The sequence below is a fragment of the Aeromonas sp. 603607 genome (genome assembly GCF_049171595.1).
GTDB lineage: Bacteria > Pseudomonadota > Gammaproteobacteria > Enterobacterales > Aeromonadaceae > Aeromonas > Aeromonas veronii.
In genome coordinates, this window is record NZ_JAAKOV010000020.1 from 23,736 (window position 1) to 44,555 (window position 20,820).

Sequence of the window (20,820 nt, forward strand, 5' to 3'; positions counted from 1 at the left end):
ACCGGCGCACCGGCGCTCTCCTAGCTTGCGATTTCCAGCCCCTCGCGGGACATTCCCTTGAACTCCGGCATGAGGGAGATCAGCTTGCGGCTGTACTCATGCTCGGCATTGGTAAAGAGTTTCTCGGTCTCGGCCACTTCCACCAGATGACCGTGCTGCATCACCCCGATGCGGTCGCACATCTGGCGGATCACCGGCAGATCGTGGCTGATAAACAGCATGGTGAGCTTGAGCTCCTGCTGCAGATCCTTGAGCAGGTTGAGGATCTGGGCCTGCACCGACACATCCAGCGCCGAGGTCGGCTCGTCGCAGATCAGGAAGCGCGGGCGAGTGGCCAGGGCGCGGGCAATAGAGATACGCTGGCGCTGACCGCCTGAGAACTCGTGGGGATACTTGACCCCGGCACCACGACCGAGACCCACGTGGTCCAGCAGATCGCCGACAATCCCCTCAATCTGGCTCTCGCTGCTCGCCAGCTGATGGAAGCGGATCGGCTCGGCAATGATGTCGCGCACCTTCATCCGCGGGTTCATCGACGAATAGGGGTTCTGGAACACCATCTGCATCTGGCGACGCAGCGGGCGGCGCTCACGCTCACTCTTGAGCGCGGTGAGATCAATCCCCTCGAAGAAAATCTTGCCGGTATCAGGCGGATAGAGACCGGTGATGGCGCGGGCAATGGTCGATTTGCCGGAGCCGGACTCCCCCACCAGACCGAAGGTTTCACCCTCGAAGATCTCGAAGCTGATGTTGTTGCAGGCGCGCACATACTGGCGGCGGCTCGGGAAGATGGAGTCCTTGGTGACGAACTTCAGATCGACGTTCTCCACCCGCAGCAGCGCCCCTTCATAGGCACGCTCGTCCTGACTCTGGCCGAGCCAGTGGGTCTTGAGGTCAATATTGGTATCCGGCGCACTGGCATCCTCGATATAGGAGACCAGCGGGAAGCGCACCAGCTTCACATCGGAACGGGGGACCGCCGAGATGAGGCTGCGGGTATAGGGGTGATTGGGGCTGCCCAGCACCTGTTCGGTCAGGCCGAACTCCACCAGATCGCCGCGATACATCACCGCCACCTTGTCGGTAACGTTGGAGACCACGCCCATGTCGTGGGTCACCAGCATGCAGCCCACCTGACGCTCTTTGCAGAGGGCGCGGATAAGCTGGAGAATCTGATCCTGAATGGAGACGTCAAGCGCCGTGGTCGGCTCATCGGCGATGATCAGCTCCGGATCGCAGGAGAGCGCAATGGCGATAACCACCCGCTGACGCATGCCACCGGAAAACTGGTGCGGATACTGTTTGATGCGCAGCTCCGGCTGCGGAATACCCACCGCCCCCATCAGCTCCAATGCCTTGGCAAAAGCGGCTTCGCGAGAGAGGTCGGTATTGGCCAGAATGGTCTCCACCAGCTGGTGCTCAACGGTGAACAGCGGGTTGAGGGAGGTCATGGGGTCCTGGAAGATGAACCCGATACGGGAGCCACGGATGGCCCGCATCTCATTCTGGCTCTTGCCGGAGATCAGCTCGCCGTTGAGATAGATATCGCCACGGGCGATGCGACCCGGCGGGCTCAGGAGATCGATAACGGCGTTGCCGATGGTGGACTTGCCGGCGCCGGATTCACCGACCACCCCGACAATCTCACCCTTTTCGATAGAGAAAGAGAGATCCTTCACCGCGGCCAGCACCCCGTAGCGGGAGGGGTACTCGATCCGCAAGTTCTTTACTTCGAGCAAGGACATGTTTACCTCTGCGGGGGACATCCGTCCCAAATAATTCGTCCGTAAATCAGCCGCAGATGCCGGTTGTTACCTTGGGCAATATTTGCTCAATCCATGAGGCAGCGAAACCAGCGATCCGGGCGGGTTTTTTGCATTTTTTTGGAATAACCCGCGAGTAACTTAGACGGTTTGACCACGGGTGTAAATGATTGAGTTATACAATTCCGCAATGTTTTGTGCAGATAACCACCAATTCGGCAGAGATAAATGATGATTTTCATCACAAAAATGGCCGGTGCGTCCGTACATCTATTGGTATCATTACTTTAATTTCAACAACAACGCAACAAGCAGCATTTATCACTATTTCAAAAACGATCACGAGCCCCGAATGAGTAGTGAATATTTATGTGAAATGGATGATAAACGGCAGCATATGCCGATGAATGAAAATTAAGCAGATATAAATCGGGGGATGCCAGAACGGTCATCCCCCGGAAGATGGCTCTCAACCGAGCCAGAATGCCAGTAATTGCATACAAAACAGGGCGAACAGGCCAGCGATCAGATCGTCCAGCATGATGCCGAAGCCACCGTGGATACGGCGGTCGAACCAGGAGATGGGCCAGGGCTTGAGCACGTCGAACAGGCGAAACAGCGCGAAGCCCGCCACCACCCACTCCCAACCGGCTGGCGCGGCGATCATAGTGACGCCAAAGCCGATCACCTCGTCCCAGACGATGGCGCCGTGATCCGGCATGCCGATGGCATCGGTGGCGCTCTGGCAGATACGGATCCCCACAACAAAACCCACCGCCAGCAAGGCGATAAACCAATAGGTCGGCAGCCCGCTCACCAGCAGGTAGAGCGGGATGGCGGCGATCGTTCCCATGGTGCCCGGCGCTTTGGGGGAGAGACCGGAGCCAAAGCCCACCGCCAGAAAGTGGAGCGGATTCTTCAGATCCAGTCGTTTCAGCTCGGGCTTTATCGTGAACAGACTCATGCGAAATGATCCCACCCTTTCAGTTGCAGCTCGACCGGCTGCTCGCCACGCAGGTACTCGATGCCCGGTTCACCCGCCACGATGCGGCCGATGCGGCTGAACTTGACCCCGCTGTGGGCCAGCGCCGTATCGAGCGCACCGCGGTGCTCCTCCGGCACGGTAAAGCAGAGCTCGTAGTCATCGCCACCGGCCAGCGCAAGTTGCCACGCCTCCTGCTCGCTCACCGCATCCTGCAGCACCGGCGAGAGCGGCAGCAGATCGAGATCGATCTGGGCCCGCACGCCGGAGGCCTTGAGGATATGGCCGAGATCCGATGCCAGCCCGTCGGAGAGATCCAGTGCACTGCCCGCCAGCCCGCGCAGGGCCTGACCGGCCAGAATGCGGGGGTGGGGGTGGTCGAGCCGTGGCAGCACAGCAGCCAGCTGGTTCTCATTGAGGATGCGTTTGCCCAGCAGGTGGGAAAGCGCCAGCGCGGCATCTCCCAGAGTGCCGGTGACATAGATGCCGTCACCGGCTTTGGCACCGCTGCGCATCAGGGCACGTCCGGCAGGCACAGATCCCTTCACCGAGATGGTGATGGAGAGCGGCCCGCGGGTCATGTCCCCGCCCACCAGCGCCACGTTGTAGTACTCGGCGAGCTCCAGGAACCCTTCGGCAAAACCGGCGACCCAGCCTTCGTTGATGGCAGGCAGGGTCAGTGCCAGCGACACCCAGCGCGGCTCGGCCCCCATGGCGGCGAGATCGGAGAGATTGACCGCCAGCGCCTTGTAGCCGAGATCCACCGGATCCATGTCGGGAAAGAAGTGTACGCCGCTCACCAGAGTGTCGGTGCTCACCGCCAGCTGGGTATCGGGGGGCAGGGTCAGCAGGGCACAGTCATCTCCGGGGCCCATCACCACATCCTTGCGGGCGTGGGGGACCTTGAAGTACTTATCAATCAGCTCAAATTCACCCATACAGTAAAAAGCCAGCAATAAGCTGGCTCCTCTCTTAGATGCTGACGGACAGCAGGATCAACGCTTGTTCAGCGACTTGATCACCTTGTCCAGTACACCGTTGACAAACTTGTGGCTGTCATCGGCAGCAAAAGCTTTGGCCAGCTCGATCGCTTCGTTGATCACCACGCGCGGCGGCACATCATCACGACGGGTCAGCTCGTAGGTCGCCAGACGCAGGATCGCCTTGTCCACCATGTCCACTTCTTCCAGCGGACGGGAGAGGAAAGGTGCAAACACCTTGTCCAGCTCGCTGCAGTGGAGGGCTACCCCGAACAGCAGATCGCGGAAATAGTTCAGGTCTACACCCTTGGTGTCCTGATCGATCTTGAACTGCTCTTCGATGTCACCCACGTTAGCCTTGGTCATCTGCCACTGGTAGATGGCCTGGGTGGCGCAATGGCGGGCTTTACGGCGCTCAGACGGTTTCAATGTACTTCTCCTCGTTACACGTCCAGTTCTTTCAGGACGTTGATCATTTCGAGCGCTGCCAGTGCAGCCTCTGCACCCTTGTTACCCGCCTTGGTACCTGCACGCTCGATGGCTTGTTCAATGTTTTCAGTGGTCAGCACACCGAAGGCAACGGGAATTTCATATTCCATCATTACCTGGGCCATGCCCTTGCTGTTCTCGTTTGCCACCAGGTCGAAGTGGTAGGTGCCGCCACGGATGACAGTACCGACCGCCACGATGGCATCGTATTGACCACTCTTGGCCAGCTTCTTGATGACCAATGGCATTTCAACCGCGCCCGGCACTTTTACCAGTGTCAGGTTGCTGTCCTGCACTTGACCTTGACGCTTCAGTACGTCCACCGCGCCGTTCACCAGACTGTCGTTGATGAAGCTGTTGAAACGGGCAACAACAATAGCAACGCGCGCCTCAGGAGCGGCGATATTTCCTTCGATAACCTTCATTGGAAATCCTGTATCTGTGCAATCAAAAGGGCCGGAGTCAAAAGTGCGCACATTCTAGCACAACAGACCCACGACAAAAACCATGGCCGCAATAGACGGCCATGATCGCGATTTAACCAGTCCGGCGCGCTTACTCGCCGGTAAATTCCACGACTTCCAGACCGAAACCGCCCGGAAGGGGATGGTACTTCTCTGGTAGAACGTTACTCGCCGATGTACTCAACCACTTCCAGACCGAAACCACCCGGAAGGGGATGGTACTTCTCTGGTAGAGCTTTACTCGCCGACGTACTCAACCACTTCCAGACCGAAACCACCCGGAAGGGGATGGTACTTCTCTGGTGGAGCTTTACTCGCCGACGTACTCAACCACTTCCAGACCGAAACCACCGAGGGCATGGTACTTCTTCGGTGAGCTCAAAAGGCGCATCTTGCTCACGCCAAGGGCCTTGAGGATCTGGGAACCGACACCCACCCGGCGCGAGGTGCCCTGCCACTTGGCTCCTTCCGGTGCCAACCCCTTGTCGGCGGCTTCAAAACCCTTGACCCTAGCCAGCAGCTCGGCGCCATGGGATTCCGCCCCCAAAATCACCAGCACGCCGCCCTCGTCAGCAATGCGGGCCATGGATTTGGGCAGCGGCCAGCTGCGGGCAGCATGGCGGTCGGTCAGCAGCAGATCGCTCAGCACATCGTGCAGATGGACGCGCACCAGAGTCGGCTGGTCAGCCTGTACCTCACCCTTTTTCAGGGCGAAGTGAACCTGATTGTCGATGGTATCGCGGAAGGTGATGAGGTCGAACTCGCCAAACTCGGTGGGCAGCTTGCACTCGGCCACCTTCTCGACCGTGGTCTCGTGCTGGTTGCGGTACTCGATAAGGTCGGCGATGGTGCCGAGCTTGATGCCGTGCTCCTCGGCAAAGATCTCCAGGTCAGGACGGCGCGCCATGGTGCCATCTTCGTTGAGGATCTCGACGATGACGGCGGCAGGCTCGAAACCGGCTAGACGAGCCAGATCGCAGCCCGCTTCGGTGTGACCGGCACGGGTCAGCACGCCGCCATCCTGCGCCATCAGCGGGAAGATATGGCCCGGCTGCACCAGATCGGCCGCCTTGGCATTGGGCGCCACAGCGGCCTGCACGGTCACCGCGCGATCCGCGGCTGAGATACCTGTGGTCACCCCTTCTGCCGCTTCGATGGAGACGGTAAAGGCGGTGGAAAACTGGGCATTGTTGCGATCCACCATCAGCGGCAGCGCCAATTGCTTGCAGCGATCCCGGGTCAGGGTCAGGCAGATGAGGCCACGGCCGTAGCGGGCCATGAAGTTGATATCCTCCGGACGGACGCAGGAGGCGGCCATGATGAGGTCCCCTTCGTTCTCCCTGTCTTCGTCATCCATCAGGATCACCATCTTGCCAGCCTTGATATCGGCAATGATTTCCTGGGTTGTGCTCAGCGCCATGGGCTACTCCATCAGTGTGCTTGGGGGTTGAGCCCGCAGGCTCAACGCAAATGCGTGTGTATGTTGCTCTAGATTGGGGCTAGCGGCTCCATTTCAATCAGAGCGGGATCACAGAAAATCGTTTTGGTGGGCAGATTTAGCGCACACCGTCAGAGAAAACCGGCCTTGGCCAGCGTCTCCATGGTCAGGGTCGAGGCGCTGCTCTCCTGACTTTTCCCCATCATCAGCCGCTCCAGATAGCGGGCGATCTGATCCACCTCGAGGTTGACCTTGTGGCCCGGCTTCCAGCTGGCGATGGTGGTCTCCTGGGCGGTATGAGGCACGATGGTCAGGCGAAACAGGTCCCCCTGCACCGCGTTGACGGTGAGGCTGATGCCATCCACCGCAATGGAGCCTTTCTCGGCGATATAGCGGGAGAGTTCCCCCGGCGCCTTGATCCAGTACTCGATGGCGCGGCCGCTGCTGGAGACGCTTTTCACTTCCCCTACCCCGTCTACGTGGCCGGAGACCAGATGGCCGCCGAGGCGGGAGGTGGGCATCAGCGCCTTCTCCAGGTTGACCCGATCGCCCACTCTGGCGGCGGCAAAGCCGGTACGGGAGAGGGTTTCCAGCGACACGTCGGCGGTATAGCTCTTGTCACCAAGAGCAACCACGGTGAGGCAGACGCCGTTGGTGGCAATGGAGTCACCCAGTTTGACGTCGCTAAAATCCAGACCTGGTGCGTGGACGGTGAGGGCCATGTCATCGCCCTGACGGCGAAGCTCGGCCAGGGTTCCCACCGCTTCGATAATTCCGGTAAACATGCAGATCACCTTGCTGATGACGGGGGCTGATTATGCCCCCTTGAACATTGATAAATCAGGCTATTTTGGCGGTAATGCGAATATCCTGGCCGACCATGCGCACATCCTTGATGGCGAGCTTGGGTGCCTGGAACAAGCGTGTCAGGGCCGGCAGATGGAACAGCCCGCGTCCCTCGTCGCCCATCAGTTTGGGTGCCTGATAGAGCACCAGCTCATCCACCAGCCCCTTCTCCAGCAGGGCGCCGCACAGCCGTGGCCCCGCCTCGATGAGTACCGAGTTGACGTTCTGCTTGGCCAACAGCATGAAGAGGCTGACCAGATCCAGCTTGCCACCCAGCAGCGGCAGCTCCAGCTGCTGCACCCACGAAGGCCACTCGCCAGCTGCCTTGTGGCGGGCCAGCAGCACCGGACTCTCGCTCTGGAATAGCGGCAGATCGGGGGTAAGCCGGTTTTGCGAATCGACGATGACCCGCAGCGGCTGGCGCAGGGTCTCCTTGGGATAGCTCGCCTTCACCGAGGGGGGCAGCTCGTCCCAGCGCACGGTCAGGGAGGCACCATCGGCCAGCACGGTTTCAGCGCTGGAGAGCACCGCATCGTGACGGGCCCGCAGCCGCTGCACGTCGCGGCGCGCATCCGGGGAGGTGATCCACTGGCTCTCGCCGCTCGCCATGGCGGTGCGGCCATCGAGGCTGGCCCCCAACTTGACGGTCACCCGCGGGAAGGCAGTACGCATCCGCTTGAAAAAGCCCGGGTTGAGCGCTTCGGCTTCACTCGCCAACAGGCCGAAATCTGTCTTGATCCCCGCTTCGGAGAGCATCCGCAGGCCACGCCCACCCACCTGGGGATTGGGATCGACCATGGCCGCCACCACCCGCGCTACGCCAGCATTGATCAGCGCCTCGGCGCAGGGGGGAGTACGACCGTGATGGGAGCAGGGTTCGAGAGTCACATAGGCGGTAGCTCCACGGGCGTTGTCACCGGCGGCGCGCAGGGCGTAGACCTCGGCATGGGGTTCACCCGCCTTCTGATGCCACCCTTCGCCAACCACCACGCCATCTTTGACCAGCACGGCGCCGACGCAGGGGTTGGGGGCCGTGGTGTAGCGGCCGCGGCGGGCCAGTTCGAGGGCCCGACTCATCCATTGGTAATCATCTTGACTAAACATTCGGGCTCCTTTGACAACACATCTCGACTTTACGCAGTATCGTAGGTTCGATTAGCGCAGCGTAATCGGACGCGGCAACATGGGTGAGAATGGCGGTTTACTTCTCCAGCTTGGCAATCTCTTCGCCGAACTCGCGAATATCTTCGAAGCTGCGATAGACGGAGGCAAAGCGGATATAGGCCACCTTGTCCAATCCCTTGAGCTCGTCCATCACCAGATTGCCCACCAGCTGGGAGGCAACTTCCCGCTCGCCGGTGGCACGCAGGCGTGACTTGATGTGGTTGACCGCTTTTTCGATGGCCTCCATGCTCACCGGCCGCTTCTCCAGCGCCCGCAGGATGCCGGCGCGCAGCTTGTCTTCGTTGAACGGCTCGCGGGAACCGTTGGACTTGATGACGCGGGGCATCACCAGCTCGGCCATCTCGAAGGTGGTAAAACGCTCGTGACAGAGCAGACACTCACGACGGCGGCGCACCTGATGGCCTTCTGCCACCAGACGAGAATCGATCACCTTGGTATCAACCGCACTACAGAATGGGCAATGCATCGGACCTCCGGCGTTAATGGAACAGGGACCGGCCCGGCGGGCCAGGATCTAGGTCGGCCAGTGTAGCACGGCCATCTAAAACCGGTAAAAGCCAGAAAAAACAATGCCACCCGCAGGTGGCATTGGTCTCAAACCGAACGGTCTGGCTTATCAGCCATAAACCGGGAAGCGGCGGCAGATATCCAGCACCTTCTCGCGTACGGTGGCCAGCACGGCATCGTTGTCGTGGTTGTCCAGTACGTCGCAGATCCAGTGGGTCAGCTCGATGGACTCGGCTTCCTTGAAACCGCGGCGGGTGATGGCCGGGGTACCGATACGCACACCGGAGGTGACGAATGGGGAGCGCGGGTCGTTGGGCACCGAGTTCTTGTTGACTGTGATGTTGGCTTTGCCCAGTGCAGCGTCAGCATCCTTACCGGTCAGCTCGCGGCCGATCAGGTCAACCAGCATCAGATGGTTGTCGGTACCGCCGGAGACGATCTTGTAACCGCGCTCGATAAAGGTAGCCGCCATCGCCTTGGCGTTTTTGACGACCTGAGCCTGATAGGTCTTGAACTCCGGCTCCAGCGCCTCTTTGAAGGCAACGGCTTTACCGGCGATGACGTGCATCAGCGGGCCACCCTGACCACCCGGGAAGACGGCGGAGTTGAGCTTCTTGTAAAGCTCCTCGTCGTCAGCGGCGGAGAGGATCAGACCACCGCGCGGACCGGCCAGGGTCTTGTGGGTGGTGGAGGTGACCACGTGAGCGTGGGGCACCGGGTTCGGGTAGACGCCAGCGGCAATCAGACCAGCCACGTGGGCCATGTCGACGAACAGGTAGGCACCGACCTTGTCGGCGATTTCGCGCATGCGGGCCCAGTCAACGATGCCGGAGTAGGCGGAGAAGCCACCGATCATCATCTTCGGCTTGTGCTCGACAGCCTGACGTTCCATGTCGTCGTAGTCGATCTTGCCGGACTCATCGATACCGTAAGGCACGATGTTGTAGAGCTTGCCGGAGAAGTTGACCGGAGAGCCGTGGGTCAGGTGACCGCCGTGGGCCAGGTTCATGCCCAGTACGGTGTCACCCGGCTGCAGCAGGGCCATGTAGACGGCGCTGTTGGCCTGGGAGCCGGAGTGCGGCTGCACGTTGGCGTAGGTGGCACCGAACAGCTCTTTGGCGCGCTCGATAGCCAGGGTTTCGACCACATCCACATACTCGCAACCACCATAGTAACGCTTGGAGGGGTAACCTTCGGCGTACTTGTTGGTCAGCTGGGAGCCCTGGGCTTCCATGACACGGGGGCTGGTGTAGTTCTCAGACGCAATCAGCTCGATATGCTCTTCCTGACGACGGGTTTCGTCTGTGATGGCCTGCCACAATTGCGGATCATAATTGGCGATGGTCATGTCACGTTTCAACATCCGTTTCTCTCCTGAAAATCGTTTGCGCGTTAGGTGAAGTGGGCGCGGGCATTGTAACGTGAGCTGGATCAAAGAGACAGTCCAACCACCTAAAAAAATGTTGAATTTATGTTGTAAAAAGCAAGATTCCCTCCCCGTTCAATACCCTGGCCGCTCCGCCAAACGACACATTTTTCATCCCGCTGCGGACGGGCAAAACCCGAAGGGGATCACAACGCCCTCTTTATCCATCCTGTAACATATTCATTCGAAACAAATTTAATGATGATGGAGCTGATTGCAGCCATGCATCCGAGGGGCTGCACCTAACCGGAGGAGTTCAAGATGGACCATCTGCTGACATTCGTGATCCTGGCTGTCTTTTTTCTGTTCTACTGGGTCTACTACACCAGCCAACGCAAGCATGTCCCCACCACCTCGTGGGAGCAACTCCCCACCAAAGCCGACTATCTGGCGGCCCACCCTGAATCAGTCGATGGCGACATCATCTTCTGTTATCACTGCGGCCACCACGAGTTGCTGGAGGTTGGCATGGTGCACCTGACCGATTTTCGCCGGGAATGGGTCTGCGCCAAGTGCAAGCAGGTGCTGTTTCGCGAGATCAAATAACGGCGCAGGAACTGGCCCCCTCCCTAAACGTCGTGCATCGCCAGCAGGGATCAGGGCTGCGCATCCCTGTTTGCCACCAGCCACTGCTGCAACCCGCTCACCGCCGCGTCAAATTGCGCCCCGATTGCCGCAGGCTCACCGCATCCCGCCTCAAGAGCCGCACAGTGGCTGGCAAATTCGGTCAACCCCAGCGCCAGCGCACTCCCCTTGAGCTTGTGCGCCAGCTGACGTTGCTCACTCCCCTCACCCTGAGCCAACTTATCCACCAACACCCGCCCTTGCGACTCAAACAGCGCGACCAGCTGGCGGATCCGCGCCATGCCGAGCAGGGGCAGATCGGCGTCCAGCACCGGATTGGTCCACTCGGGCTGGTTAGTTGGGGGCGCGGCTGCAGGTAATTGCACCTGTGGCTCGATAGAAGCGCCCTCTTGCCGAAACAGCTGATCGATGGCGTTCGCCAGCACCGCCAGCCGCACCGGCTTGCCGACAAAATCGACGAAGCCGGCGGCAAGGCAGTGGCGGATATCCTCCGGATACATCTGGGCCGAGATGGCGATGGCGGGCAGCGACCGCTCATGCATCTCCTCGCTGATGGCGGCCAGATCCTCGCGCAGGCTCATGCCGTCCATATCGGGCAGATTGATATCGAGCAGCGCCAGCTCGAAGGGGCGCTCGGTCACCAGCGCCAGCGCGCTGCGGCCATCCTCCGCCAGGGTGACGCGATGGCCGAGGCGGGTCAGCATGCCGTGCGCCACCAACCGGTTGATCTCGTTATCCTCCACCAGCAGGATGTCACGGGACTGGCCAAGGTGCAGCGGTTGCGCCTCGGCGGGCAGCTGGGCACTCGAGCGTTGCAAGGGCAGGCTGAAGCTGAATTCACACCCCTTGCCCGGTTCGCTGACAAGGCTCAGCTCGCCCCCCATGGCGGCCACCAGCTTGCGGCTGATCGCCAGTCCCAGCCCGGTGCCGCCCTGATGGCCTATATCACGCTTGCGCTGGCGAAACGCCTCGAACACCGCATCCTGCTCATCGGCCGGAATGCCGGGGCCGGTATCGCGCACCACGAAGCGGATACAGGGCTCGGCGCAAGGGCCTTGGCAGACAAGGGGCGCCACCGTCAGGGTAATCTGGCCATGGGCGGTAAACTTGACCGCATTGCCGAGCAAGTTGCCGAGCACTTGCCGCAGCTTGCCCAGATCCCCCTCGACCACAGGCGCCAGCCCGGGCGCATATTCCAGCGCCAGAGTGACCCCCTTGGCCGCTGCCTTTGGCCGAAACAACGCGCAGAGCTCATCCACCAACAGGAACAGGGGGAAGGGCTCACGGCGCGCCTCCACATGGCCAGCTTCTATCTTGGAGTAGTCGAGAATGTCGTTGAGGATCTCCAGCAGGGATTCGCCACTGTGCTCGATGGCGGCCAGATATCGCTGCTGGGTATCGCTCAGGTGGGTATCTTCCAGCAGTGTCAGACCGCCCAGAATGCCGTTCATGGGGGTGCGGATCTCGTGGCTCATGGTGGCGAGAAACACCGATTTGGCGCGGTTGGCCTGTTCTGCCTCGGCGCGGGCCTGCCGCTGCTTCTCCACCTCCTCATTGAGCCGCTCGTTGGCGTGGCTGAGCTGGCCAGTGCGCTCCTCGACCCGCGACTCCAGCTCGCGCTGATAACGGCCCAGCTCAACCGCATTGTCACGAAACACCTGCAGGGCCCGCCCCAACTCCGCCAGCTCATCGCGCCCGGTGCTGGCGATCGGCTCAAGGGGGGCCAGATCCCCGCGCGCCAACCGGCTCATCCCCGCCACCGCCCGTTGCAGCGGCCAGACGATCCGGCCGTAGACCATGCGCCACATCAGCAGCATCAGCAGTAGCAGGGTGAGCAGGCCAATGGCCATCAACGCCTGCTCCAGCAGCCTGAGGCGCTGGCTTAGCGCCTGCTGGCTCTGCCCCAACGAATCGCGGGCACGGCTGACCAGCTCACCGACCTGCTGGTTGAGGCTGCTCATCAGGGCTTCGTTGGCATTGGCCAGCACCCGCAGCGCCTCCCCCTTGCCGAGCCAGTCGCTGCGCAGTTGCACCAGCTTGTCGCTTTGCGCCAGCACGGTCAGCGCCTGCTCCACCGCCTGCCGGCGGGCAGGATCGGTCACCGCCCCGGCCCGCAATTGCAAGATAGCCAGCTCCCGCTGCCCCTCTTGCAATAGCGTTTGCAATCGTTCCTGCCGTTCGCTGCGCCACATCTCTTCGATGCGCTGCTGCTGCATCAGGGTGCGATGGCGCAGCTCGGTCATCTGCTCCAGCCAGTCGAGATCCTGCTCCAGCAGGCGGTCCAGCGTCCGGGCCGCCTGCGCGCCTTGCTGTTGGTAGAGGGAACCCAATCCTGCCACCATCACGGTTTCGGCGTTCTCCATCTGGCTGCGCGCCAGCTCGGCGATCTGTCCGGCTGCCGCCACCAGACGGGCACGCTGCGCCTCCCCCTGTGCCATCAGGGTCAACCGTTCCCCCACCAGCCAACCCTGCTGACCCAGATTGCCGATGATGCTCTGACTGAGCTGATCGAGGCTTGTTGAACCCTGCCCACGGCCGAGTTGCGCCAGCACCTGTTGCAGCTGTTGCCCCTGCAGAGTGAGCAAGCGTCCCTGATGCTCCCGCTCCTGCTCGCTGGTCGCGGTGGCCAGCAGTCGCGACGCGCTCTGGATCTCGCCGCTGAGGCGAGAGAGCGTGCGGGCCAGCTCCTGATCGGCCAGAGTCTGCTGCACCCCTTGCTCCAGCTGGCGCAGATGGCTAAGCCCCACCCAGCCCAGCAGGGAGGCACTCAGGGTCAGCAACGCCATCAAGGAGAAGGCCAGCAGCAACTTGCCACCCAGGCCGGAAAAGATTCTCACGCGAAGTCCCTTGGTTGTGGTCGGCTTTGACCGGATAATATGGCCCAACACTTTAACAAAACCCCTGACCATGCGAAGCGTCTATCTCTCCCCGTTGTTGCTGATCTGGTTGCTAATGCTTCCCCGCGCCACCCTCGCATTTGCAGTCGATATCTGGCCCGGCGGCGAATTCAGCGGCCAGCCGGTGCGCCAGCAGTGGCCGGAACCCGCCGCCGCAACCAAATCGCTGACCCTCTGTGCCCTCTACCCCCATCTGCGCGACGCCTACTGGCTTTCGGTCAATCAGGGCATGGTGGACGAAGCGAAGCGGCTGGGAGTCAAGTTGCAGATCCACGAAGCAGGGGGCTATGGCGCCCTCGCCGAGCAGCGCCAGCAGTTGCAGCGCTGCGTGCAGGAAGGGAGCGACGCCATCTTGCTCGGCGCGGTGAGCTATCAGGGCTTGCGCGAGGCCATCAAGGCCACGCAGCAGCCAGTCTTTGGGTTGGTCAACGATCTGCCCAGCGGTCTGGTGCACGCCAAAGTGGGGGTCTCCTGGTACCAGATGGGCTGGCAAATTGGCCACTGGCTGGCGCAGCGTCACCCCGCCGGCAGCAAGCCGGTCTCGGTCGCCCTCTTCCCCGGCCCGCAGGCGAGTGGCGGCAACAACTTTGTCGAGCCAGGCTTTGCCGATGCCATCAAGGGGAGCGCCATCAAGCTGGTCACCACAGAGCGCGGCGACAACAGCCGGGAAATCCAGCGCACGCTGGTGCAGCAGACGCTGGCCCGCTATCCCGACCTCGACTATCTGGTGGGGGGCGCCATCGCCGCCGAAGTGGCAGTCAACGAGCTGGCGCAGCGCCATCTCGACAGACCCCGGGTGCTGAGCACCTACTTCAGCCACGGGGTACAGCGGGGCCTGCGCCGGGGCAAGATCCTGGCCGCCAACAGCGATCAGATGCGGCTGCAGGGGCGCCTTGCGGTCGTTCAGGCGGTCTGCCTGCTGCAACACCCTGATGCCAATGCCGAGCAGTGCCCGCGGGTGATGGGGCCACCCATTCTGACGCTGTCTGCGCCGCTGGCCGACCCCGCCGATTCCCTCTCGGATGGCGCTTTTCGTCCCGTCTATCGGGTCGAATAGCCGTTCCAAATCCGATCAGCCCACTCAAGGAGAAGAGATGAAAGAGTTACATGCAAGCTGCCTGTGCGGCGCCGTCGCCCTGACCCTGCCGGATCAGTTCGACTATATGGGGAACTGCCACTGCAGCGAATGCCGCAAGTTTTCAGGGGGAGATTACGCCTCGGTCGGCGGACTGGATGGCAACAAGGTCACCATAGTGAAAGGGGAAGAGGCCATCGGCCGCTACCGGAAATCGGCAGAGACCACCCTGGCCTTCTGTCGTCACTGCGGCTCCAGCCTGTTCAGCCAGAAGAGCAGCAGCGGCAAGATCAACCTGCGCCTCGGGGTACTGGACGATGTGCCGAGCCAGCGACCCGCGTTTCACATCTTCGTCGGATCCAAGGCGCCCTGGCACCAGATTGGCGACGACTGCCCGCAATTTGATACCCGCCCGCCGGTCTGATACCCGGTCAAACAGGTCAAGGCCACCGTAACGGGCTCAGGAGGCTATCTCACCGGCAAACAGATAGCCTTCACCATGGACGGTGACAAACAGCTGGGGATCCCGCGGATCCGCTTCCATCTTGCCGCGCAGCCGCCGGATCAGTACGTCTATGGTGCGATCGCTCGGGCCATCGCCGCGATGGCTGATGAGGGTCAGGATCCGCTCCCGACTGAGCACCCGCCCGGCATGGGCGACAAAGGCCACCAGCACTTCGTATTCCGCCTTGGTCAGACGCACCGGCACTCCGTCCTTGCTGAGCTGGCGACGGGGAATGTCAAAACGCCAGGGGCCAAAGCGCACCGCATCGTCAGCCACCGCAGGCTCGCTCGGCGCGGCGGCCGCCAGCGAGATCCGCCACAGCAGATTCTTGACCCGCACCAGCAGTTCCCTGAGCTCGAACGGCTTGGTGACATAGTCATCGGCCCCCATCTCGAGGCCGACAATCCGGTCCACCGCATCGCTGCGGCCGGTGACCAGGATGATCCCCACCGTGCTGCGCGCCCGCAGTTCACGGGTCAGCAGCAGACCATCTTCCCCCGGCAGATTGATATCCAGCATCACCAGATCGACCGTCTGCTCCGCCAGCACGGCGCGCATCTCCTGGCCGTTTTCGACCGCCGTCACCCGATAGCCCTCCCGCTCGAAATAGCCGGTCAGCTTCTCGCGGGTAACCGCATCATCTTCAACAACCAGAATGTGGTAGCTCATGGGCAGGGTTCACGATGGTCGACAAGGGAGGATTATTCTATTCACATTTTGTCATAAATACCCCTATTTCATTAATTTGTGGCGGCAGCCCTGTTCACAACGCCTCCCTATCATGGCTCCCATCAAAAAAGTGATGTGAGAGAGCATGATGAAAAAACTGTGGCACTTCCTGCGCACCCCCAGCCGTCGCTGGTCGGTACTGGCGCTGCTTCTGGTGGGCGTCGGCGTCACCCTCGCGGGCACCGTCGGCCTGCACTACGGCTTTGAGAAAACCAGCAGCCTCGAATTCTGTATCTCCTGCCACTCCATGAAAGACACCGTCTATCCGGAGTACAAGGAGTCCATCCACTTCAAGAATGCCTCAGGGGTACAGGCGGTCTGTACCGACTGTCACCAGCCGAAGGACTTTGTCGGCAAGGTGGCCCGCAAGATGGAGGCGGCCAACGACCTCTATCAGGAGTACATAGGCCACAGCATCGACACCCAGGAGAAGTTCGAGGACCGGCGCCTGCATCTGGCCGAGAAGGTGTGGGCACGGATGAGCAGCCAGAACTCCAAGACCTGCAAGTCCTGCCACAGCTACGACAACATGGATCACGCCAAGCAGTCCCCGGCGGCAGCGCTGGCGATGAAGGATGCCGCCGCCAAGAACATGAACTGCATCGAGTGCCACAAAGGCATCGCCCACGAACTGCCCAACATGGCGGGCGGCTTCCGGGCCACTTACGCCACCCTGGTCAACGACGCGCAAGAGGCGCCAGCCACCGAGACCCTCTACAACCTGGGTGAAAAAGATCTCTATGCCAGCGAACAGAGCACCGACCCGGTCGGCAAACTGCTGCCCGCCTCCCGCATCGACGTCGTGGACCGCAGCGGCGATCGCCTCAAGGTGACCATCGAAGGGTGGCGCGAGAGCGATGGCAAGGGCCGGGTGCTGAGCGAATACATGGGCAAGCGGGTCTTCGTCGCCACCATCCGTGACGAACTGAAAGCGAGCGAGAAAGTGCTCAAGCAGGAGACCGACAGCGCCACCCATATCAAGTGGGAACAGGTTCAGGTGCAGGCCTGGGTCGATGGCAAGGGCTTTGAGTCCTCGCTCAAGCCGATCTGGGATTACGCCGGCGAGATGTACAAGTCCACCTGCAACTCCTGCCACGGCGCGCCGGATCCCGCTCACTTCACTGCCAACGGCTGGATTTCGGGACTCAAGGCGATGTCTGCCTACTATCGCCTGAGCAAGGAAGAGGAGCGCACCCTGCTCAAATACCTGCAAAACCATGCCGCCGATACCGGTGGTCAGGGCAGCCACTAAGTCCGGATTCGAAAGAGGAATAACAAGATGATCAATATTTCCCGTCGTGGTTTTCTGGGTGGCTTGCTGGCCAGCGGTGCCTCTGCCCTGATCGGCCCCTCCCTGCTCGGTCGCGCCGTGATGGCCGCCGAGTCCGGCGAAAAACTGGTGCAGTCCGGCTCCCACTGGGGCGCCTTCCGGGCCCGGGTGGTCGATGGCCGCTGGGTCGAGACCCTGCCGTTCGAGCATGACAAGCACCCCACCGACATGCTCAAGACCTTGAGTGAAGTGGTCTACAACCCCTCCCGCATCCGCTACCCCATGGTGCGACTAGACTGGCTACGCAAGGGCCACCAGTCCGACACCAGCGAACGCGGCCAGAACCGCTTCGTGCGGGTCACCTGGTCCCAGGCGCTCGATTTTTTCTATCACGAGCTGGAGCGGGTGCAGAAAACCTATGGTCCGAGCGCCCTCTATGCCGGTCACTCCGGCTGGCAGTCAGTGGGCAAGCTGCATTCCGCTGGCGCCATGCTGGGGCGTGCCATGAACCTGCACGGCACCTATCTGGCCAAGGCCGGTGACTACTCCACCGGTGCCGCCCAGGTGATCCTGCCCCACGTGGCGGGCGCCATGGAGGTGTATGAGCAGCAAACCTCCTGGCCGCTGGTGCTGGAACACAGCAAGACTATCGTCATCTGGGGCTCCGATCCCATCAAGAACCTGCAGGTGGGCTGGCTGGTGCCGGATCACAGCGTCTACGACTACTGGGCACAGCTGAAAGAGAAGGTAGCCAAGGGCGAGATCCGGGTGATCAGTGTCGATCCGGTCAAATCCAAGACCCAGAAGTACCTCAATTGCGATCAGGTGACTCTGAATCCGCAGACCGACGTACCGCTGATGCTGGGCATCGCCCACACCCTCTACAGCGAGAAGCGCCACGACGAAGCGTTCCTGAAGAACTACACCACAGGTTTTGACAAGTTCCTGCCCTACCTGCTGGGCACCAGCGATGGTCAGGTGAAGGACGCCGAGTGGGCCGCCGCCATCTGTGGCGTCCCTGCAGAGACCATCCGCGAGCTGGCCCGCGCCATGAGCAGTGGCCGTACCCAGCTTATCGGCGGCTGGTGTGTACAGCGCATGCACCACGGCGAACAGTACGCCTGGATGCTGGTGGTACTGGCCTCGATGATTGGCCAGATCGGCCTGCCGGGGGGCGGTTACGGCTTTGGCTGGCACTACAACGGGGCGGGCACCATCACCTCCAGCGGCCCAATCATGTCCGGTTTCAGCTCGGTCATCCCCGGGGTCAAGCCGCTCCATGACGGCGACTGGAAGGGCTACTCCAAATACATTCCGGTGGCCCGCTTCGTCGACTGCATCCTCAATCCGGGCAAGCAGATCGCCTTCAATGGCCAGACCATCACCTACCCCCACATGAAGATGGCGGTGTTCTGCGGCAACAACCCGTTCCACCACCAGCAGGATCGCAACAAGATGGTCGCGGCCTGGAGCAAGCTGGAAACCGTGGTCAGCATCGATCACCAGTGGACCGCCAGCTGCCGCTTCGCCGATATCGTGCTGCCCGCCACCACCACCTATGAGCGCGATGACATCGAACAGTGGGGTTCTCACTCCAATGCGGGCATTCTGGCCATGTACAAGGTGGTGGAGCCGCTGTTCGAGGCGCGCGATGACTACGACATCTTCGCCGATCTTTGCCGTCGCTTCGGTCGTGAGGCCGAGTTCACCGGCGGCAAGAGCAAGCTGGAGTGGATCCAGAGCATCTATGACGATGCCCGCCTGCAGGGTCGCGGCATCGGCATCCGTCTGCCCCGTTTCAGCCAGTTCTGGCATGGCGAGGGCTTCGTCACCTTCCCGGCAGGCCAACCCTGGGTGCGCCACGAGTCGTTCCGTCAGGAGCCGGATCTGGAACCGCTCGGTACCCCGTCCGGCCTTATCGAGATCTACTCCAAGACCATCGCCGACTACGGCTATGGGGATTGCCCGGGCCACCCGGTCTGGATTGAACCCTACGAGCGCTCCCACGGCGGGCCGGGCAGCAAACAGTACCCGCTGCACCTGCAATCCTGCCACCCGGACAAGCGGCTGCACAGCCAGCTCTGCTCCTCCGACAACTACCGCGCCACCTACACGGTGCAGGGTCGCGAACCTGTCTATATGAATCCGCAGGATGCCAAATCCCGCGGCCTCAAGGACGGCGATCTGGTGCGGGTGTTCAACGGCCGCGGTCAGGTATTGGCCGGTCTGGTGGTGAGCGATGACTACGCCCCTGGCGTGGTGCGCATTCAGGAAGGTGCCTGGTATGGTCCGCAAGAGGGCGGCAAGGTGGGTACGCTCTGTACCTACGGCGATCCCAACGTGCTGACCGCCGACATCGGCTCCTCCAGCCTGGCGCAGGCCACCACGGCCCATACCGCGCTGGTGGAGATCGAGAAGTTCCGCGGGCAGGCACCTGCCGTCACTGCCTTCGGCGCGCCGGAATCGGCAAAGGGCATCGACCCCATGTTCCCGGCACTCTGACCCCGGGGGGACGAAAGCGCCCCCTTGAGTTTCCTTTATTTTTAAAGTCGTTAGAATCGGGAGCCATCAAGGCTCCCGATTGCCATCCACGGAGGAAAAATGCAGGAATTTATGGCTACCAGCGAACGCCGGGCCGAACTCTACTGGTGGTTCTCCACCCTGTTCGCCGCCGAACTCAGTGATGAGCAGATCGCCGAATATGACACCTATGACGTGCGAAGCTTCCTGAAAAGCCTCTCCACCCTGGATCCGATGCGTGAAGCCGTGGCCGAACTCAACGATGCCATCGCCCGCCTGCTGGTGCGCCCGGATCGCCAACTGGAACTCGCCGCCGACTTCGCCGGCCTGTTTCTGGTCGATCCCAAACAGGGCGCGCTGCCCTACGAATCGCTCTATCGTGGCGATGCCAAGCTGCTGATGCAGGCCCCGATGGCCGAGATGCAGGCCCGCCTCGATCGCCTCGGCATCAATGTCAGCGATAAATACAAAGAGCCTGCCGACCATCTGGCCATCGAGCTGGATCTGATGGGCAATCTCATCATCCGTGCGGCGGAAGCCAAGAGCGCGGCCGAGCGGGAACGCTGGCTCGACGAGCAGGAAGCGCTGCTGCACGGCCATCTGCTGGGCTGGTTCGACAAGTTCGAAAGCGCCTGTCGCGCCGCCGACCGGTTTGGCTTCTACGGCGCCAGTGCCCGTCTGCTGGGGGTCTTCCTCAAGATGGATGCCAACTACCTCTCTCTGGTCAAACCGGCACCATCCGCCGACTGAGGCCGCAATGAAGACAGCCCTGCTTCTGATTGCATGCTGGCTGCTGGCCCTGATCCCGCTGGATCAGGGCATTACTCCCCTGATTGCGCTGCTGTTCAACCCGGATCGCGAGCTATACGGCACCGCCCAGCTCACCGGCTTTGCCGGCATCCTGCTCACCCTCTACCTTGCCAATCTCGGCGTCGAGGTGGTGTTGCGCCGCCGCTTCCAGATCGCCGGCATGCTGGCGCTGCTGGCCGCCTGGATCGACTTCATCAACAGCAGCGGCAGCGAGTCGCACTTCCTGCTGCTCTATCTGCTTGCCCTCCCCTTCCATCTGATCGGCTGGCTGGTACTGGTGCGCGGTATTCAGGCATTTGGCCGAGAGAAAGGCTAAAAAATAGCCAATAATATTGCAAATCATGACAGC

The 20,820-nt window shown here is 61.4% G+C and carries 19 protein-coding genes; 7 read left to right on the top strand and 12 right to left on the bottom strand.

Annotated features, from left to right (window positions below):
• Positions 1–20 precede the first annotated feature (20 nt).
• The 10 genes from G5315_RS17575 to glyA all read right to left on the bottom strand — a co-directional run bounded on the left by G5315_RS17575 (position 21) and on the right by glyA (position 10,017).
• Positions 21–1,745, bottom strand: coding sequence for a dipeptide ABC transporter ATP-binding protein (locus tag G5315_RS17575; RefSeq protein WP_005358467.1), 1,725 nt, complete (start codon positions 1,743–1,745; stop codon positions 21–23).
• A 487-nt stretch (positions 1,746–2,232) separates the two neighbouring features.
• Positions 2,233–2,727 (bottom strand): phosphatidylglycerophosphatase A, encoded by a 495-nt coding sequence (locus G5315_RS17580; RefSeq protein ID WP_421333566.1) that lies wholly within the window; start codon positions 2,725–2,727, stop codon positions 2,233–2,235.
• A complete protein-coding gene (gene thiL, locus G5315_RS17585; protein ID WP_421333568.1) occupies positions 2,724–3,683 on the bottom strand; it encodes a thiamine-phosphate kinase in 960 nt (319 codons plus the stop codon). The genes G5315_RS17580 and thiL overlap by 4 nt, the downstream gene beginning before the upstream one ends.
• A 57-nt stretch (positions 3,684–3,740) precedes the next feature.
• The gene (gene nusB / locus G5315_RS17590; RefSeq protein WP_005343514.1) at positions 3,741–4,154 is read right to left on the bottom strand and encodes a transcription antitermination factor NusB; all 414 of its coding nucleotides are present in this window, start codon (positions 4,152–4,154) and stop codon (positions 3,741–3,743) included.
• A gap of 14 nt (positions 4,155–4,168) precedes the next feature.
• The gene (ribE, locus tag G5315_RS17595) at positions 4,169–4,639 is read right to left on the bottom strand and encodes a 6,7-dimethyl-8-ribityllumazine synthase (RefSeq protein WP_005338866.1); all 471 of its coding nucleotides are present in this window, start codon (positions 4,637–4,639) and stop codon (positions 4,169–4,171) included.
• Positions 4,640–4,988: 349 nt separating this feature from the next.
• A complete protein-coding gene (ribBA, locus tag G5315_RS17600; RefSeq protein WP_108613925.1) occupies positions 4,989–6,098 on the bottom strand; it encodes a bifunctional 3,4-dihydroxy-2-butanone-4-phosphate synthase/GTP cyclohydrolase II in 1,110 nt (369 codons plus the stop codon).
• 149 nt (positions 6,099–6,247) lie between these two features.
• Entirely contained in the window at positions 6,248–6,901 is a 654-nt protein-coding gene (locus G5315_RS17605) for a riboflavin synthase (protein ID WP_005349507.1), read from the bottom strand.
• A gap of 55 nt (positions 6,902–6,956) precedes the next feature.
• The gene (ribD, locus tag G5315_RS17610) at positions 6,957–8,066 is read right to left on the bottom strand and encodes a bifunctional diaminohydroxyphosphoribosylaminopyrimidine deaminase/5-amino-6-(5-phosphoribosylamino)uracil reductase RibD (protein WP_421333570.1); all 1,110 of its coding nucleotides are present in this window, start codon (positions 8,064–8,066) and stop codon (positions 6,957–6,959) included.
• 97 nt (positions 8,067–8,163) lie between these two features.
• Entirely contained in the window at positions 8,164–8,613 is a 450-nt protein-coding gene (nrdR, locus tag G5315_RS17615) for a transcriptional regulator NrdR (protein ID WP_033114135.1), read from the bottom strand.
• Between the two features lie 150 nt (positions 8,614–8,763).
• Positions 8,764–10,017, bottom strand: coding sequence for a serine hydroxymethyltransferase (gene glyA, locus G5315_RS17620; protein WP_005338884.1), 1,254 nt, complete (start codon positions 10,015–10,017; stop codon positions 8,764–8,766).
• Positions 10,018–10,341: 324 nt separating this feature from the next.
• On the opposite strand from glyA, the gene G5315_RS17625 reads away from it, so the two are divergent.
• Positions 10,342–10,626 carry a hypothetical protein gene (locus G5315_RS17625; RefSeq protein ID WP_421333572.1) on the top strand — a complete coding sequence of 95 codons (285 nt, stop codon included), beginning with the start codon at positions 10,342–10,344 and terminating at the stop codon, positions 10,624–10,626.
• Between the two features lie 50 nt (positions 10,627–10,676).
• On the opposite strand, the gene torS is transcribed toward G5315_RS17625, so the two are convergent.
• A complete protein-coding gene (gene torS, locus G5315_RS17630; protein ID WP_421333574.1) occupies positions 10,677–13,502 on the bottom strand; it encodes a TMAO reductase system sensor histidine kinase/response regulator TorS in 2,826 nt (941 codons plus the stop codon).
• A gap of 70 nt (positions 13,503–13,572) precedes the next feature.
• On the opposite strand from torS, the gene torT reads away from it, so the two are divergent.
• Together torT and G5315_RS17640 are read left to right on the top strand one after the other, a co-directional pair.
• Positions 13,573–14,619 carry a TMAO reductase system periplasmic protein TorT gene (gene torT, locus G5315_RS17635; protein WP_421333575.1) on the top strand — a complete coding sequence of 349 codons (1,047 nt, stop codon included), beginning with the start codon at positions 13,573–13,575 and terminating at the stop codon, positions 14,617–14,619.
• 37 nt (positions 14,620–14,656) lie between these two features.
• Positions 14,657–15,061 carry a GFA family protein gene (locus G5315_RS17640; RefSeq protein ID WP_005338893.1) on the top strand — a complete coding sequence of 135 codons (405 nt, stop codon included), beginning with the start codon at positions 14,657–14,659 and terminating at the stop codon, positions 15,059–15,061.
• Positions 15,062–15,097: 36 nt separating this feature from the next.
• Here G5315_RS17640 and torR read toward each other — a convergent pair whose 3' ends face one another.
• The gene (torR, locus tag G5315_RS17645) at positions 15,098–15,811 is read right to left on the bottom strand and encodes a two-component system response regulator TorR (RefSeq protein WP_042080622.1); all 714 of its coding nucleotides are present in this window, start codon (positions 15,809–15,811) and stop codon (positions 15,098–15,100) included.
• Positions 15,812–15,956: 145 nt separating this feature from the next.
• On the opposite strand from torR, the gene torC reads away from it, so the two are divergent.
• The 4 genes from torC (at position 15,957) to G5315_RS17665 (ending at position 20,787) form a co-directional block, all read left to right on the top strand.
• Entirely contained in the window at positions 15,957–17,123 is a 1,167-nt protein-coding gene (torC, locus tag G5315_RS17650; RefSeq protein ID WP_005358429.1) for a pentaheme c-type cytochrome TorC, read from the top strand.
• Positions 17,124–17,150: 27 nt separating this feature from the next.
• Positions 17,151–19,643 (top strand): trimethylamine-N-oxide reductase TorA, encoded by a 2,493-nt coding sequence (torA, locus tag G5315_RS17655; protein WP_421333577.1) that lies wholly within the window; start codon positions 17,151–17,153, stop codon positions 19,641–19,643.
• Positions 19,644–19,742: 99 nt separating this feature from the next.
• Entirely contained in the window at positions 19,743–20,411 is a 669-nt protein-coding gene (gene torD / locus G5315_RS17660; RefSeq protein WP_005358423.1) for a molecular chaperone TorD, read from the top strand.
• 7 nt (positions 20,412–20,418) lie between these two features.
• Entirely contained in the window at positions 20,419–20,787 is a 369-nt protein-coding gene (locus G5315_RS17665) for a hypothetical protein (protein ID WP_421333579.1), read from the top strand.
• Positions 20,788–20,820: the final 33 nt, after the last annotated feature.

Excerpts from the sequence above, each read along its gene's own strand:
- ribE (WP_005338866.1), bottom strand. The coding sequence starts at position 4,639 with ATGAAGGTTATCGAAGGAAATATCGCCGCTCCTGAGGCGCGCGTTGCT.
- G5315_RS17665 (WP_421333579.1), top strand. The coding sequence starts at position 20,419 with ATGAAGACAGCCCTGCTTCTGATTGCATGCTGGCTGCTGGCCCTGATC.
- ribBA (WP_108613925.1), bottom strand. The coding sequence starts at position 6,098 with ATGGCGCTGAGCACAACCCAGGAAATCATTGCCGATATCAAGGCTGGC.
- ribD (WP_421333570.1), bottom strand. The coding sequence starts at position 8,066 with ATGTTTAGTCAAGATGATTACCAATGGATGAGTCGGGCCCTCGAACTG.
- nrdR (WP_033114135.1), bottom strand. The coding sequence starts at position 8,613 with ATGCATTGCCCATTCTGTAGTGCGGTTGATACCAAGGTGATCGATTCT.
- G5315_RS17640 (WP_005338893.1), top strand. The coding sequence starts at position 14,657 with ATGAAAGAGTTACATGCAAGCTGCCTGTGCGGCGCCGTCGCCCTGACC.
- torD (WP_005358423.1), top strand. The coding sequence starts at position 19,743 with ATGCAGGAATTTATGGCTACCAGCGAACGCCGGGCCGAACTCTACTGG.
- glyA (WP_005338884.1), bottom strand. The coding sequence starts at position 10,017 with ATGTTGAAACGTGACATGACCATCGCCAATTATGATCCGCAATTGTGG.
- G5315_RS17605 (WP_005349507.1), bottom strand. The coding sequence starts at position 6,901 with ATGTTTACCGGAATTATCGAAGCGGTGGGAACCCTGGCCGAGCTTCGC.
- G5315_RS17575 (WP_005358467.1), bottom strand. The coding sequence starts at position 1,745 with ATGTCCTTGCTCGAAGTAAAGAACTTGCGGATCGAGTACCCCTCCCGC.
- G5315_RS17580 (WP_421333566.1), bottom strand. The coding sequence starts at position 2,727 with ATGAGTCTGTTCACGATAAAGCCCGAGCTGAAACGACTGGATCTGAAG.
- torR (WP_042080622.1), bottom strand. The coding sequence starts at position 15,811 with ATGAGCTACCACATTCTGGTTGTTGAAGATGATGCGGTTACCCGCGAG.
- torC (WP_005358429.1), top strand. The coding sequence starts at position 15,957 with ATGATGAAAAAACTGTGGCACTTCCTGCGCACCCCCAGCCGTCGCTGG.
- torT (WP_421333575.1), top strand. The coding sequence starts at position 13,573 with ATGCGAAGCGTCTATCTCTCCCCGTTGTTGCTGATCTGGTTGCTAATG.
- G5315_RS17625 (WP_421333572.1), top strand. The coding sequence starts at position 10,342 with ATGGACCATCTGCTGACATTCGTGATCCTGGCTGTCTTTTTTCTGTTC.
- thiL (WP_421333568.1), bottom strand. The coding sequence starts at position 3,683 with ATGGGTGAATTTGAGCTGATTGATAAGTACTTCAAGGTCCCCCACGCC.
- torA (WP_421333577.1), top strand. The coding sequence starts at position 17,151 with ATGATCAATATTTCCCGTCGTGGTTTTCTGGGTGGCTTGCTGGCCAGC.